This is a genomic window from Bradyrhizobium sp. JYMT SZCCT0180 (assembly GCF_018130165.1).
Lineage (GTDB): Bacteria > Pseudomonadota > Alphaproteobacteria > Rhizobiales > Xanthobacteraceae > Bradyrhizobium.
Window position 1 is genome coordinate 201,324 of the sequence record NZ_JAFCLZ010000004.1, and the last position, 15,240, is coordinate 216,563.

Annotated in this window: 13 protein-coding genes; 4 read left to right on the plus strand and 9 right to left on the minus strand. The window is 63.7% G+C overall.

What is annotated here, in order from left to right; genetic code table 11:
• Window positions 1–30: 30 nt before the first annotated feature.
• The 7 genes from rimI to JQ641_RS07925 form a co-directional block, all read right to left on the minus strand.
• On the minus strand, window positions 31–516 hold the full coding sequence (gene rimI / locus JQ641_RS07895; protein ID WP_249150262.1) for a ribosomal protein S18-alanine N-acetyltransferase: 486 nt from the start codon (window positions 514–516) through the stop codon (window positions 31–33).
• A gap of 29 nt (window positions 517–545) precedes the next feature.
• On the minus strand, window positions 546–1,241 hold the full coding sequence (gene tsaB, locus JQ641_RS07900) for a tRNA (adenosine(37)-N6)-threonylcarbamoyltransferase complex dimerization subunit type 1 TsaB (RefSeq protein WP_211995430.1): 696 nt from the start codon (window positions 1,239–1,241) through the stop codon (window positions 546–548).
• Between the two features lie 144 nt (window positions 1,242–1,385).
• Window positions 1,386–1,955 (minus strand): NifU family protein, encoded by a 570-nt coding sequence (locus tag JQ641_RS07905; protein ID WP_192736285.1) that lies wholly within the window; start codon window positions 1,953–1,955, stop codon window positions 1,386–1,388.
• Between the two features lie 122 nt (window positions 1,956–2,077).
• Complete coding sequence (locus JQ641_RS07910; protein WP_211995431.1) at window positions 2,078–2,572, minus strand: universal stress protein; 495 nt, start codon at window positions 2,570–2,572, stop codon at window positions 2,078–2,080.
• Between the two features lie 93 nt (window positions 2,573–2,665).
• A complete protein-coding gene (trpS, locus tag JQ641_RS07915; RefSeq protein ID WP_211995432.1) occupies window positions 2,666–3,718 on the minus strand; it encodes a tryptophan--tRNA ligase in 1,053 nt (350 codons plus the stop codon).
• Between the two features lie 53 nt (window positions 3,719–3,771).
• Window positions 3,772–5,331 (minus strand): murein biosynthesis integral membrane protein MurJ, encoded by a 1,560-nt coding sequence (gene murJ / locus JQ641_RS07920; RefSeq protein ID WP_211995433.1) that lies wholly within the window; start codon window positions 5,329–5,331, stop codon window positions 3,772–3,774.
• Window positions 5,332–5,384: 53 nt separating this feature from the next.
• Window positions 5,385–7,220: a cation:proton antiporter domain-containing protein gene (locus tag JQ641_RS07925; RefSeq protein WP_211995434.1), complete on the minus strand. Its 1,836-nt coding sequence runs from the start codon at window positions 7,218–7,220 to the stop codon at window positions 5,385–5,387.
• 358 nt (window positions 7,221–7,578) lie between these two features.
• On the opposite strand from JQ641_RS07925, the gene JQ641_RS07930 reads away from it, so the two are divergent.
• From JQ641_RS07930 to JQ641_RS07940, 3 genes are all read left to right on the plus strand, one after another.
• Window positions 7,579–8,367: an alpha/beta fold hydrolase gene (locus tag JQ641_RS07930; RefSeq protein WP_211995435.1), complete on the plus strand. Its 789-nt coding sequence runs from the start codon at window positions 7,579–7,581 to the stop codon at window positions 8,365–8,367.
• A gap of 41 nt (window positions 8,368–8,408) precedes the next feature.
• Entirely contained in the window at window positions 8,409–9,479 is a 1,071-nt protein-coding gene (locus JQ641_RS07935; RefSeq protein ID WP_211995555.1) for a PAS domain-containing sensor histidine kinase, read from the plus strand.
• A gap of 167 nt (window positions 9,480–9,646) precedes the next feature.
• Window positions 9,647–10,648: an adenosine kinase gene (locus JQ641_RS07940; RefSeq protein WP_211995436.1), complete on the plus strand. Its 1,002-nt coding sequence runs from the start codon at window positions 9,647–9,649 to the stop codon at window positions 10,646–10,648.
• 837 nt (window positions 10,649–11,485) lie between these two features.
• Here JQ641_RS07940 and JQ641_RS07945 read toward each other — a convergent pair.
• On the minus strand, window positions 11,486–13,180 hold the full coding sequence (locus JQ641_RS07945) for an AMP-binding protein (RefSeq protein ID WP_211995437.1): 1,695 nt from the start codon (window positions 13,178–13,180) through the stop codon (window positions 11,486–11,488).
• Window positions 13,181–13,339: 159 nt separating this feature from the next.
• Complete coding sequence (locus JQ641_RS07950; RefSeq protein WP_211995438.1) at window positions 13,340–14,533, minus strand: serine hydrolase domain-containing protein; 1,194 nt, start codon at window positions 14,531–14,533, stop codon at window positions 13,340–13,342.
• A gap of 352 nt (window positions 14,534–14,885) precedes the next feature.
• On the opposite strand from JQ641_RS07950, the gene JQ641_RS07955 reads away from it, so the two are divergent.
• Window positions 14,886–15,203, plus strand: a complete 318-nt coding sequence (locus tag JQ641_RS07955) for a hypothetical protein (RefSeq protein WP_211995439.1) — start codon at window positions 14,886–14,888, stop codon at window positions 15,201–15,203.
• Window positions 15,204–15,240 lie beyond the last annotated feature (37 nt).

Here is a 15,240-nt window from a genome sequence, read left to right on the forward strand (position 1 = left end):
AGGGCAGGGTGTTTTGCCACCCCGCGCAGTTTACGACAAGTCGCGCCGCATCAGAAGTGCGTTCAATTGCTCCCCGCCGGGCTGCTGATAATAGCGTTCGCGGCGCCCAACGACGCCGAATCCGGCCCATTCATACAGCCGCCGCGCCGGCTGATTGTTTTCCTCCACTTCCAGGAAGATGGAACGCACGCCGCGGCCGGCGAGATGGCCAAGATGGGTCAGCAGCAAATTGCGCGACAGGCCGCGGCCGCGCTCGCTGGCGTCGATCGCGATCGACAAGATTTCGGCTTCGTCCGCGGCCATGCGCGAGACCGCAAAGCCGATCACCTTGCGCCCCTGCCGGAGGCGATGAACCAGCGTGTTTCGTTCGGCCAGCATGGCCTCGAACTCGCCCTCACCCCAGCCGCGGTGAAACGAGGCGCCATGCAGCTGCGCCAGCCGTGCCGCGTCGCGCTGGCTGGCCGGCTCAATCACCGGCGTGCCGCCGCGCCACCATTTGGAAATCAGGGATCCCAAGGCTATTGTTACGCCCATTCTCACGGCCATTATGATGCCGGCTGCGAGGCTTGCGGCAACGGGTCCTTGGGCGGCTTGGCGTCGGGCGCGCGCAGATAATAGGGGCTGGCCGGCGACATTTCCGGGCTGACGGCGGCGCCGAGCCACGCCACCCAGGTGATGTCGGGCGCCGGCTGTGCGTCGACCCTGAACGGCGGCGGCGCATCGGATGGCCAGCGGTCGGCGAGGATTTTCGCGGCATTGCCGACCAGGTGCGGTGTGCCGAAGCGGGAGGCGTCGAGTGCTTCCGAAATCGGCGCCACTTTCGGCTTGACCAGCGAACCGCCGTCGCCGCTGACCACCTGGAAATACACATGATCGTGGCGCGCATCGATCGCGGAAATGATCGGATGTTCGCTGTTCTCGCCGACGAAAGGCGCCGCGTAAGCGGTCAGCGTCGTCAATCCCACCACCGGCTTGCCGGCCGCCAGCGCAATGCCGCGGGCGGCCGAGAGGCCGACACGCAATCCGGTAAAGCTGCCGGGCCCCTTGGTCACGGCGACACGGTCGAGCGATGTGAACGCGATGGTGGACGCTTTCATCACCCGCGCGATCAGCGGCATCAGGGCTTCGGCGTGGCCGCGCTTCATCGGCTGCGATTCCTGCGCGATGATCTTCGTCGTGTCGGTATCGAGCACGGCCGCGGCGCAGGCATCAAGCGCGGTATCGATGGCAAGGATTAACATGAAGAGGTTTATAGCAGCTTCGTAGGGTGGGCAAAGGCGCACTTCGCGCCGTGCCCACCTCTTATCCTGCTGCTGGCAACCGGTACTTTACCGCGATCAGAAGTGGTGGGCACGCTTGCGCTTTGCCCACCCTACGCAGCCAGCTCACATCGGCCGGACTTCGACCACGTCGGGCACGAAGTGCTTGAGCAGGTTCTGGATGCCGTGCTGCAGCGTTGCCGTCGAGGACGGGCAGCCGGCGCAGGAGCCCTTCATGTTGAGATAGACGACGCCGTCCTTGAAGCCGCGGAAGGTGATGTCGCCGCCGTCATTGGCGACCGCGGGGCGCACCCGCGTCTCGATCAAATCCTTGATCGTCGCCACCGTGTCGGCGTCGGCCTCGTTGAAGAATTCCTCTTCCTCGTCGAGCGCCTCGTCATTGCCGGCGGTGCCGTCGGCCAGCAGCGGTGCGCCGGACATATAATGTTCCATGATGGCGCCGAGGATCGCCGGCTTGAGATGCTGCCAGTCGCTGTCGTCCTTGGTCACGGTGACGAAATCGGCACCGTAGAACACGCTCTTGACGCCCTGGACGTCGAACAGCCGTTCGGCCAGCGGCGAGCGCGCGGCGGCTTCGCGGTTGGCGAATTCCATCGTGCCGGTATCGAGCACGGTTCGGCCCGGAATGAATTTCAGGGTGGCGGGATTAGGGGTCGCTTCGGTCTGGATAAACATCTGATTTCTCCGGCGTCGCCGGTTCAAGGCCGGCGCGTGGGCGCTCTTTAGCAGATGGCAACGGCCGGCGCACGGTCAAGAGGCGCAGACCAGCCCTTCCTGGCGCAATTCCCTCATTTCGCTCAGGAAAGTGCGTCGATTTCGGCGTCCTTGAGGTCGCCGGAGACGATGGTGACCGGGATCGGGAACGAGCCGGCGGCCTGTGCGATCATGGCGATCAGCGGGCCGGGGCCTTCGGCGCCCGGATTAGCCGCCAGCACCAGCATCGATATGTCGACGTCCTTGTCGATCACGTCGAGCATCTGTTCGGTCGGATTGCCCTCGCGAATCACCCGCTCCGGCGTGATCGCGGCGATGCCGTTGGCGCGGCCGGAAGCGCGGTCGAGCGCCTCGTTGGCGGCGTCCTCGGCTTCGGCGCGCATGATGTCGGCGACCCCCAGCCATTGCTGGTTCTGGTCCTCGATCTCGATGATGCGCAGCATCACCACGCCGCCGCCGACCCGGATCGCCCAGCGGCTGGCATAGTAGACCGCGCGGTCCCACTCCGCGGTGTCGTCAACGATGACAAGACATTTTGGCCTGTGACCCGTCTCGTAGCTTCGTCGCTGGGTGGTCATGCATGTCCCGGTGCTGCGCCAAACCGACGCATGCTGCCACGGCGCTGCCGTGTCAGACAAGCGCCGTCGCAAATCCTGTGATCGCGCCAGATACTACCGCTTGCGGATGAAGCCGACGATGTCCTTGGCGGCTTTCATGGTCTCAGTGGCGATCGCCTCGGCGCGCTCGGCGCCGTCGATCAGGATCGAATCGACATGATCGGGGTTGGCGACCAGGCGTTTCATTTCCGAGGCGATCGGCGCGAGCTTGGTGACGCAAAGTTCCACCAGCGCGTTCTTGAAGTTGGAGAACTGTCCGCCGCCGAACTCGGCCAGCACCTGGGCTTTGCTGAGGCCGGACAGCCCCGCATAGATGCCGACGAGGTTGTCGGCCTCCGGCCGGCCTTCCAGCCCCTTTTCCTCCGACGGCAACGGTTCCGGATCGGTCTTGGCCTTGCGGATCTTCGCCGCGATGGTCTCGGCATCGTCGGTGAGATTGATCCGCGAATTATCCGATGAGTCCGACTTCGACATTTTCTTGGTGCCGTCGCGCAGGCTCATCACCCGCGTCGCGGGCCCGGTGATCACGGGCTCCGGCAGCGGAAAGAACAATCCGTCGTTGAAGCCATGGCCGCGGATCGAGTCGCCGAAGTCGTTGTTGAACTTCTGCGCGATGTCGCGGGAAAGTTCGAGATGCTGCTTCTGGTCCTCGCCGACCGGCACGTGGGTGGCGCGATAGACCAGGATGTCGGCGGCCATCAGCACCGGATAATCGTAAAGCCCGACGGACGCCGCTTCGCGATCCTTGCCGGCCTTGTCCTTGAACTGCGTCATGCGGTTGAGCCATCCCATCCGCGCCACGCAATTGAAGATCCACGCCAGCTCGGCATGACCGGTGACCTGGCTCTGGTTGAACACGATATGCTTTTTCGGATCGACGCCGCTGGCGATAAAGGCCGCGGTCACCTCGCGGGTACAGCGCGTCAGTTCGGCTGGACCGCCCCAGACGTCGAGCCCTTGCGTGATCGCGTGCATGTCGACGACGCAATAGATGCAGTTGTGCGTTTCCTGCAACTTCACGAAGTTGACGAACGCGCCGAGGTAATTGCCGAGATGCAGATTGCCCGTCGGCTGGACGCCTGAAAAAACCCGTTCAACCATGGCCATGGTAGTGCTTCCTGCGAATTGTCGGTTTGGCGCGCTCGTTTGCCATTTAAGCCCTAATCGCGCAAGTCGGCGGGCTTGGTTTGCCGGATCGCGTTAACCGTCTCGCGCCAGCCGGCGATGCCGAAAAGCCGCAAAAACAGGCCGTAAACCGCAATCCCGGCGATAATCAGGAGGAGCAGGACGATCGCCTGCACCAGGCCGTGGGCGTCAGGCGCGAGGGCCGGCGTAAGCCGCGTCGCCAGCCACAAGGCCGCGCCCATCGCCAGCGCGGCGGCGAGGATGCCGGGCAACCGCCGCCGCGCGGCGGCGTCGATCGAAAATCCAAAGGTTTCGCCGCCCCTGCGCATCAAGCTGAAGGCGGTGCTCCATGCCCCGATCGCGAGACTGGCGGCGATGCCGCTGGCGCCGAACCAATGGCCGAGCAGGACGGAAAGGACGATGGCAAGGACGATACCCATCAGCGTCGCAAGCAGCGGCGTCAGCGTGTCCTCGCGCGCAAAGAACGCCGGCGACAGCGCTTTGACAAGCACATTGGCGGGCAGCCCCAACGCGAGCCACATCAGGGCGCGAGACGTCGCGGTGGTGTCGGCTGAGGTGAATGCGCCGTGTTCGAACAGCATGCGCACGACAGGCTCGCTCAGCACGATCAGCCCCAGCATCGCCGGCAATGCCAGCCCGACCGCGAGTTCGAGGCCGCGCGATTCCGCCTGCGCGACCGCGGCCTGATCGCCGCCGCGCAACGCGCGCGTCATTTCCGGAATCAGCACCGTGCCCATGGCGACGCCGACAATGCCGAGCGGCAGCTCGACCAGGCGGTTGGCGAAATAGAGCCACGACACCGCCGAGGGCGATGACGATGCGACGATCGCGCCGGCGACCATCAATAATTGCGGCGTGCTGCTCGCGATCATGCCGGGGATCGCCTTGCCGAGAAAGCCGCGGATTTCCGCATCGAACGAGACCCGAAGCGGCGTTGCGATGGTGCCGCCACGCCGCAGCACCAGGATGGACAGTTGCAGCAGGCCGGCGACGCCGACCGTGGCGGCGAGGATCTGTGCGGCAAGCACCGCATTGGAGCGCGATGCCAGCAGCACGGTCATGACCGCGATCAGCGCGATATTGAACAGCAGCGGCGAGAACGCCGTGAGTGCAAAACGGCCCTGCGCGTTCAATAGCGCCATCATCACGGTCACCGGCCCGGCAAAGGCGAGGTAAGGCAGCATCAGGCGGGCATTGTCGACGGCGAGCTGCAGCGTCTGATGGCCTGAAAACCCCGGCGCCAGCGCCATGATTACGAATGGCATCAGCAAACCCAGCAGCAGCGTGGCGACGAATAGCGCCGCGGTGACGGTGCCGAGCACGCGGCCCGCATAGGCGGCGGCCGCCACCGCGCCGCTGGTCTCGCGCACGCGCAGCCACGCCGGCACCAGCGCGGCGTTCAGCCCGCCTTCGGAAAGCAGGCGCCTGATCACATTGACCAGTTGAAAGGCCGCCAGGAACGCATCCGCAACAGCGCCGGCGCCGAGCAGCGCGGCGACCAGCGAATCGCGCACGAATCCGAGCAGGCGCGAGGCCAGCGTTCCCGTCGATACCGTGAGGAAGGAGCGGATCATCGCGTCTCTATAGCAGCGGTTTGGCGTGGAGGCTCTAGCCCCGCCGCTTGCCCTCAATCAGGCTGCGCTTGCCCGTGATGGTCTTGCCTTGGCCTGGGCGATCGAAAGCTTTTCGCGCGGATCGCACGCGTGGTTTCGGCGGGGCTTTTTGCAGCCGCCTGCTGCAGCTCGCGCCGGAATTCATCGCGCTTCTCGTGGATGGAGGCGATGACCGGCCCGATCGCCTGCTCCAGTCCGATCAGTGCCGCCTCCGACAGCTGCAGGCTGGCCTCGATGGTCTCCGGCACGGCGTCGGTAACGCCGATTTCGTACAGGTGGCGTGCATGGTCGGCATCGCGGGCGCGCGAGACGATGACGATATCCGCCCTCAGCGCGCGTACCTGACGAACGATTTCGTCGATCGCGTCCTTGGCGGCCACCGTTACGATGACGGCCTTTGCCTTCATCACGCCGCAGCTCTTCAGAAATTCCGGGTCTGTCGCGTCGCCGTAATAGACCTCGCGCCCGCTCCTGCGCTGGGCCGGGACCGCATCGGCGTCGTTGTCGACGGCGAGATAGGTACAATTGTGTCGGCCCAGCAGGGAGCAGACGACCTCACCGACCCGGCCGTGCCCGATGACGATGGCGTGCCCGGCGCCTCCACTCGGTGCAACGCTGAGCTCCGGATCCAGCGCCTTGGGCTCGCGAAACTTCGGCGTCAGCCGCCGTGCGACCAGGGCCAGCACCGGAATCAGCGCCATCGTGATCGATGTCACCGCGAGCGTGAAGCTCGACACATTGGCGCTGATCAGGCCGAGCGAGGTGGCAAGGCCGATGCCGACGAACGCGAACTCGCCGCCGGGGCCCAGCAGCAGACCGGTTTCGATCGCCGCATGCCAAGGCAGTCGAAAGGTCCGGGCGAGGCCGGTGAGCAGGACGGCCTTGATGCCGATCAGGCCGATGACGGAGGCAACGAGCCAGAATGGTTCGCGTGCGACTTCGCGCACATCGATGTTCATGCCGACGGTAAAGAAAAAGAAGCCAAGCAGCAGTCCCTTGAAAGGGCCGATGGTCGTTTCGATGGCCTTGCGAAATTCCGTCTCGGCGAGCAGCAACCCGGCGATGAAGGCGCCCAGCGCCATCGAAAGGCCGGCCACGGCGGCGGCGACGCCGGTGCCGATGATGACGAACAGGGTGGCCGCCACGAACAATTCGCTGGCGCCGGTGGCCGCGACCAGCCGGAACAGCGGCCGCAGCAGCAGACGTCCGAAGATGACCATCGCGACAACGGCGACGGTGGCATTGACCAGCGCGAGAGCGAGGCTGGTCATGACCGAGCTGCTCGAGCCCTTGCCCAGGATGGAGATGAAGACCAGGACCGGAATGACCGCCAGATCCTGCGCCAGCAGAATGGCGAAGCTGGTTCGGCCGGCCGTGGTGCCGAGCCGGCCCTGGTTGGAAAGCACCTCGATGACGATCGCGGTCGAGGATAACGCAAGGCAGGCGCCGAGGATGATCGATACGGCGGAGGGGTTGCCGAACAGCGCCGCGATGCCGGCGAGCACGGCGGTCGTCAGGATGAATTGCAGGCTGCCGAGGCCGAACACCAGCCGGCGCAGCGCCTTCAAGCGTTCGTAGGACAGCTCCAGGCCAATGAGGAAGAGCAGGAAGACAACGCCGAGTTCGGCGATGCCGGCCACGTTCTTGGCATCGACGACGGTGAGCCAGTACAGGAACGGGAACGCGTGGATCAGCGAGCCCAGTCCGAGCGGGCCGAGCAGCGCGCCCGCGGCCAGAAAGCCGAGCACGGGGCTAAACCCAAAGCGCCGCACCATGGGAACGACGATGCCGGCCGTCCCCAGCAGGACGAGCGCGTCGCTATAGGCATCGATGTTGAACTGCGCCGCCACTCATTGCTCCCTGCGCTGGTCCGATGCGCTCGCTGTACTGGATCAAATGGGGTGTGCTTGTGCAAGTCAGGGCGGGATGAGAAAGCCGGCGGCGATGGCGCTGGGGTCCGGCTTTGAGTCCGTTCGGCGCTTCAAGGCGGACGTCGGCCGGCCTATCTGAAGTTGTATCGTTCGCGACCGGATGACTGACCTGATGAGCGATCCGGACACCGGTATCCAACAGCACCGATCGTCCTGGGTCTGCGGGTTCCATGCAATCCCGCGCTAACTCATTCGAGGGCTGTCCGCCGGAGTGAGTGGCGCGCGCGGAAGCAATGGTGATAGCCTCGCGGCGAAATGGCTCAGACCGGTGCGGGATATGGGCGTCGTTGCGCGAAATAACGTCCGCGTCCGCGGGACGGGTGAGAAGGCGATGGTGTTCGCCCACGGTTTTGGCTGCGACCAGAACATGTGGCGGTTCGTGGAGCCGGCCTTCGCCGGGGATTTCAAGACTGTGCTGTTCGATCACGTCGGCGCCGGCGGATCCGACCTCAAGGCTTACGACAAATCGAAATATTCGACGCTTGGCGGTTACGCCGACGACGTCGTCGAGATCGGCCGCGAACTCGGCCTGACGGATGCCGTTTTCGTCGGGCATTCCGTCAGCAGCATGATCGGCGCGCTGGCGGTGCAGAAGGCGCCCGGCATGTTTGGCAAGCTGGTCATGGTCGGGCCTTCCGCCCGGTACATTGACGACGACAATTACGTCGGCGGATTCAGCGAACAGCAGATCGAGGAACTACTGCAGTTTCTTGATTCCAACCACATGGGATGGTCGGCCCAGATGGCGCCGGCGATCATGGGCAATCCGGATCGCCCTGAACTCGGCGAAGAGCTGACCAACAGCTTTTGCCGAACCGATCCCGAAATCGCCAAGGCGTTCGCCCGCGTCACCTTCAAATCGGACAATCGCGCCGATCTGGCCAAAATCGATATTCCAACGCTGATATTACAATGCAGCGAGGACATCATCGCCTCAAAGGAGGTCGGAGAGTTTGTTCACCGCGGAATTCCGGGCAGCGAACTCATCATACTGGAGGCGACCGGGCATTGCCCCAATTTGAGCGCGCCCGATGAAGTGATCGCCGCCATGAAGACGTTCGTCTGAGTGGCGCGGTGGACAGTCCCCGCATCGATGACTTCGAGGACATGTTCGACAACGCCCCTTGCGGCTATGTCACGCTGCTGACCAACGGCCGTATCGCGCGTGTGAACCGGACGCTTCTCGGCTGGACCGGCCACACCTCAGATCAAATGATCGGCAAGCCCTTCAGCAGCTTCCTCAACATGGCGGGCCGCATCTACTACGAAACCCACATCGCGCCGCTGCTCAGGATGCAGGGCTTCTTCGACGGCTTTGCCATCGACATGGTGACAGCAAGCGGCGAACATTTGCAGATGATTGCGAGCGCCACCGATGGCCGGGACGCCGGCGGAAAGACCGAGTTCACGCGTGTTGCCCTGATCAAGGCCGTCGATCGAAGACTGTACGAGCGGGGACTTCTGGAAGCGCGCGACATGGCCGCCACGGGCCTTGCGCGCGAGCGTGAGAATTCCGAATTGCGCGAGCAGTTCATCGCGGTGCTGGGGCATGACCTGCGCAACCCGCTGGCATCGATCAGCGCCGGCGCGCGCATTCTGGGACGGGATGCGACCACGGAAAAACAGCACCAGATCCTGGCGATGCTGGAGACCACTGTGATGCGGATGGCCGGGCTGATCGACAATGTGCTCGATTTTGCGCGGGGCCGGCTTGGCGGCGGCATTGTCCTGGCCCGCAATGCCAACGCACCGGTGGAACAGATGCTGCATCAGGTGATCGACGAACTGCGGCTGGCGTCGCCGGGACGCCAGATCGAAGCCGTCTATGCCATCGACGCTCCCGTGAATTGCGATCGAATCCGGATTGGGCAGCTGGTTTCCAATCTGGTCGGAAACGCGCTCAGCCACGGCGCGACCAACGAGCCGGTGCGCGTCCGCGCCGTGACGGAGGATGGGCTGTTCAAATTGTCGGTCGCCAACGGCGGCGAGCCGATACCGGAGGCCGCGATGGAGAAGCTGTTTGAGCCGTTCTTCCGCGGCGAGGTACGTGCCAGCCGGCAGGGCCTCGGCCTCGGCTTGCACATCGCGTCGCAGATCGCCAAGGCGCACGAGGGTTCGCTTAACGTGACATCGACGGCGGAGGAAACCTGCTTTACCTTTGTCATGCCGCTGCGATAGCGCAGCTTCGCTGGCGGTTCATTTCCCGGCGGATGCAGTCCGTTTATCGTGCAAGGCGGACATCGGCCGGCCATCTGAATTTATCGATTCACGCCATTTATGGGTTCACGCCTTGCGCCGGCCGTGATAGGCCCCGCCCTTCATGATGGCTGCAACAGGACGGTGAGATGGCCGACGCAAAATATGACGTTCTCGGGATCGGCAATGCGATTTTCGACGTGCTGGTGCAGACCGACGAGGCCTTTCTCGGCCGCCATGGCATGACCAAGGGCGGCATGGCGCTGATCGACGAGGCGCGCGCCACGGCGATCTACGCCGATATGGGCCCGGCCACCGAAATGTCCGGAGGCTCCGCTGCCAACACCATCGTCGGCATCGCCAATCTCGGCGCGCGCGCCGCCTATGTCGGCAAGGTGCGCGACGACCAGATCGGCGGCCTCTACACCCATGACATCCGCGCCGCCGGCGTCGCATTCGAAACCAAAGCGGCAAGCGGCGGCCCCGCCACCGGCTGCTCCTACATCCTGGTGACGCCGGACGGCGAGCGCACCATGAACACCTATCTCGGCGCCGCGCAGGAGCTGATGCCCGACGATATCGACGCGGCGCAGATCGAAGCCTCCAGCATCATCTATCTCGAAGGTTATCTCTGGGATCCGAAGAACGCCAAGGACGCCTTCGTCAAGGCGGCGACCATCGCGCATGGCGCCGGCCGTCAGGTCGCGCTGACCTTGTCGGATTCGTTCTGCGTCGGCCGCTACCGCGACGAGTTTCTCGACCTGATGCGCAAGGGCACCGTCGATCTCGTGTTCGCCAACGAGGCCGAGCTGCAATCCCTGTACGAGACATCGGATTTCGATGCCGCGCTAAAACAGCTGCGCGCCGACACCAAACTCGGCATCGTCACCCGCAGCGAGAAGGGCTGCGTCGTCGCGTCGAAAGACGGCGTCGTCGCGGTGCCGGCTTTCCCGATCACGAAACTCGTCGACACCACAGGCGCCGGCGATTTGTTCGCCGCCGGTTTCCTGTTCGGCCTCGTCCGCAACGCCGGCCATGAAAATTCCGGCCGTCTCGGCGCGCTCGCGGCGGCTGAAGTGATCCAGCACATCGGCGCAAGGCCGCAGGTTTCGCTGAAGGAATTGGCGAAGAAGAACGGGTTGCCGGTTTAGGGAGCCCGCGAGAGGGCGACCTCTCGCCTCGTCATGCCCGGGCTAAAGCGCGAAGCGCGTCTTCGCGCTAGATGACCCGGGCATCCACGTCTTTGGGGTGCGTAGTGCGTAGGATGGGTAGAGCGCAGCGAAACCCATCGTCTTTCAGCATCCGAAGCGATTGATGGGTATCGCTGCGCTCCACCCATCCTACGCGCTGCTGCCGATATCGTATTCCGATTTACAGAAATAGTTCTTGACGCCACCCCCAAATCACCTGCACATCAATAGCCATCCCGTCCCATTCAGAGGGGCGTTGGCCATCGTCACAACGAGGGGCGGGTTGCGGTGGACGCTGATGTTGCGATTGACGGTCGCGGCAAAGGCGTACGGCGAAAGCGTGTGGTCCTGGCGCCCGTAACGGCGTCAAGCTCTGAAGAAGCTAACGCTTCGGAGGGGTGACGGTGGCAATAGAGGCCGTCTCACCGGGGAGAGCGCGTCATAAGTCGTAAAGCCACTGCGCAGGGAATGTCGGATGCTCTCCGCTGCCCTGTATGCTCGTGTGCAGCTTTTTGCACAATTCGCACACGAGACCGCGGGTGCAGCGCGCATCCGGCATTCCCCGCGCCCTCTGTTCACGCAAGGCGCGAAACGACATGTACAACTCGGGCGCATCGCGCAGCGGGAACGTGAAGCTATATCCACGTCGTCCCGGCCTTGAGCCGGGACCCATAACCACAGGCAGCAGTTGTTTGGCACGTTGGTCGTGATCTTCCTTTTCCGACAAAGCCGGCCGCGGCGTATGGGTCCCGGCTCAAGGCCGGGACGACAAAACGGAGACGTGTGACGCCCTCCAACTCACGCCGTCTTGGCAGCCTTCAATCCAAGCCTCGCCTCGACCGCATCGCGCATCAGGAACTTTTGAATTTTGCCCGTCACCGTCATTGGAAATTCGTCGACGAACTCGACATAGCGCGGGATCTTGTTGTGCGCGATCTGGCCGTGGCAGAAGGCGCGGACCTCCTCAATGGTCAGCGTTTCGCCGGGTCTGACGCGAACCCAGGCGCACAGCTCCTCGCCGTAGCGCTCGTCGGCGACGCCAAAGATCTGCACGTCCTGGATCTTGGGATGGCGATAGAGGAATTCCTCGATCTCGCGCGGATAGAGGTTCTCGCCGCCACGGATCACCATGTCCTTGATGCGGCCGACAATGTTGCAATAGCCCTCGGCGTCGATGATGGCGATGTCGCCGGTGTGCATCCAGCCATTGGCGTCGAGCACGTCCGATGTTTTCTCGGCCTCGTCCCAATAACCCAGCATGATGCTGTAGCCGCGGGTGCAGAGTTCGCCGCGCATCCCGCGCGGCACGATGCGGCCTTCGAGATCGACCACCTTGACCTCGACATGCGGATGAATGCGCCCGACGGTGGAGACGCGGCGTTCCAGCGGCTCATCCGTCGAACTCTGGAACGAGACAGGGCTGGTTTCGGTCATGCCATAGGCGATGGTGACCTCGCCCATGTTCATCTCGTTGTTGACGCGCTTCATCACCTCGACCGGGCAGGGCGCGCCGGCCATGATGCCGGTACGCAGCGATTTCAAATCGAAGCGCGAGAATTCGGGATGATCGAGTTCGGCGATGAACATGGTCGGCACGCCATAGAGCGCGGTGCATCTCTCCTTCTCGATGGTCTGCAACGTCGCCAGCGGATCAAAACCCTCGCCGGGATAAACCATCGTGGCGCCGAGCGTCACCGCGGCGAGATTGCCCATCACCATGCCGAAGCAATGATACAGCGGCACCGGGATGCAGATGCGGTCCTGTTCGGTCAGGCGCATGGCGCGGCCGACGAAATAGCCGTTGTTGAGAATATTGTGATGCGTCAGCGTGACGCCCTTCGGCGAGCCTGTGGTGCCGCTGGTGAACTGGATATTGACGGGATCGTCGAACTGCAGCGTTTGGGCCAGCTCCGCCAGCGTCTCGCGGTGCCGCGCGCTGCCCATCCGCGTCACGTCGGCGAATGCGATGGTGCCGGGCGAAGGCGGTCCGCCGATCTGGATCACCGCGCGCAGCTTGGGCAGCCGCGCCGCCTGCAATTCGCCGGGCGTCGATTTGGCAAGCTCGGGCAGCAGCGTATTCAGCATCTCCATGTAGTTCGAGGTCTTGAACGCGGTCGCGGTCACGATCGCCGCGCAACCGACCTTTGCCAAGGCGAATTCGAGTTCGCTGAGGCGATAGGCCGGGTTGATGGTGACGAGGATGATGCCGGCCTTGGCGGCGGCGAACTGCGTCAGCGTCCATTCCGGCCGGTTGAGCGACCAGACGCCGATCCGCGCGCCGCGCTCCAGCCCAAGCGCGAGAAAGCCGGCCGCCAGCGCATCGACGCGTTCGGCGAATTCCTTCCAGGTCCAGCGGACATTGTGGCTTGGCGAAACCAGCGCCTCGCGGTCGCCCCAGCGCCGCACCGCATGATCGAGGCTTTGCCCGATGGTATCGCCAAGCAATGGCGCATCGGCGGTACCGCAAACGTAGCTGGCGGTTGGTTCGGTCATCGTTTCACACCCGTGGTTGTCATCCCCCGCGCATGCGGGGGATCCAGTATCCCAGAGGCGTCAATTATAGCACCGAGAGGCCGCGGCGTACTGGGTCCCCCGCATGCGCGGGGGACGACGATTTGTGGATGGGTCGGACTGCGTCCCGACAATTCGCGTTCAAGCCGCCCTCTGCCCGCTCCCTGCATCAAGCCCGGCATAGATGCCGCGCTCGAAGCCTGCAAAGGCTTCCAGGCACTTTGCGTCCACGAACGGCAACAGCTGCATCAGGATGACGCCAGCGACGTTACGCGCCGGATCGATCCAGAAATAGGTGTTGGCGAGGCCGGCCCAGGCGAGGCTATTGGGGCTGCGGCCCTCCGCCGTCTTGGCGGTGTTGATCAGGAAGCTCAGCCCCCATTTTTTCACCATGTCCGGATAGAGGTCGACATCGTTGGTATACATCGGCGCCATGGTGGGCATCTTGCCTATGGTGAGATCGCCGATGTGGTTCTGGCCCATCAACGCGACGGTCTCCGGCTTCAGCAGCTGGTTGCCGTTGCCCTTGCCCTTGCCCAGAATCATCTGGGTGAACTTGATGTAGTCAGCCGCCGTGCTGTAGAGGCCGCCGCCGCCCATGTGAAATTCCGGATTCTGTTCGAGCTCGAACGGGATCGGCGCCAGCGAGCCGTCCTCGCCGCGCGCATGCATGCCGACCAGGCGCTGGCGCTGGGAGTCCGTGATCTTGAAGCTGGTGTCGTTCATGCCGAGCGGTGCGAACATATGGTCGCGCAGATAGGCATCGAGACGCTTGCCGCTCGCGGCTTCCACTGCCTTGCCGACGAAATCGATGTTGATGCCATATTCCCAGCGCGTGCCGGGATCGGACATGATCGGTCCCTTCAGCGCGGCATTCAGGCAGCTGAAGATGGACGGGAATCCGGTCTTCTCCATGTATTTTCCCATGTCGCCGTTCCACACGTCGTAGCAGTAGCCGGCGGTGTGGGTCATGAGATGGCGCAGCGTGATCGGCTTCTTGGCCGGCCGCAGCTTCGGTTCGCCCTTGGCGTCAAAACCTTCCAGCACCTGCGGGGAGGCCAGATCAGGCAGCAGCTTTCCGATCGGCTCGTCCAGCGAGAGCTTGCCTTGCTCCACGAGTTGCATGCCGGCGGCGCACGTGATCGCCTTGGTCATCGAGGCGATCCAGAACACGCTGTCGGCGGTCATCGGATCGTCCTTGGAGAGGTCGCGTTTGCCGAACGCGCCCTGGTAGATCACCTCGCTGCCGGTCGCCGCCATGGCGACCACGCCGGGAATCTCCTTGGCCTCGGATTTTTGACGCAGAACCTGGTCGATCTGAGCTTTGCTTTGCATGGGTCACCTCCCGTTCGTTGTTATGGAGTGCCGCGATCTTCCCCCCGGCGTTGCAATCCCGCAAGCGCTCGCGGCGCCTTGCCGTTGATGTCGCGATCTCGTGATGGGCTGATGGCTTGCGCAGGGAGAGGGGAAGGAGAGCGACACAAAACTGCAACACTCCGCCACAATTCGCGGTGGATCAGCGGCAATATCGGTGACCGGTCCGGGCGCAAACGATAAGTTGATTCCATAATGATTCCCGGTGCTGATTCTTTGCAGTAAGACATTCAGATTCCAGCGGAAACGCTGCCCCCGAACTGAACGATTTGATGAAAATGGTTGTAGTTTTTCCCATTGCGAGGATGCCGCGATGATCTCGACCTGGAGTGAGTGGAAACGATACCCCCGCCCCGGCCGCGCTGAGAACATCGAAGCCCCGATCAGCCCCGGTATCTATGAGGTCCGTGTTGCCGGCACCGGCGCGCTGCACTCGTTCGAGGCGGTCGACAATGTCGCCGTGGCGCTGGCGCAGTTGCAAGTCGGTTCCAGATCCTGGTTCTCGCGCCGCAACGCCAAGCCGCCGGAGCTGGAATACCGTACCTGCGCGACATCCTCGCGGGCGGACGCCAAGGCCGCCGCCGAACGCATGATCGGCCGCCGCGAAACCTATATGAACGGCACGGCGTGAGTTGAGGCTGTCATTCCGGGTTCGCTTCGCGCCCCGG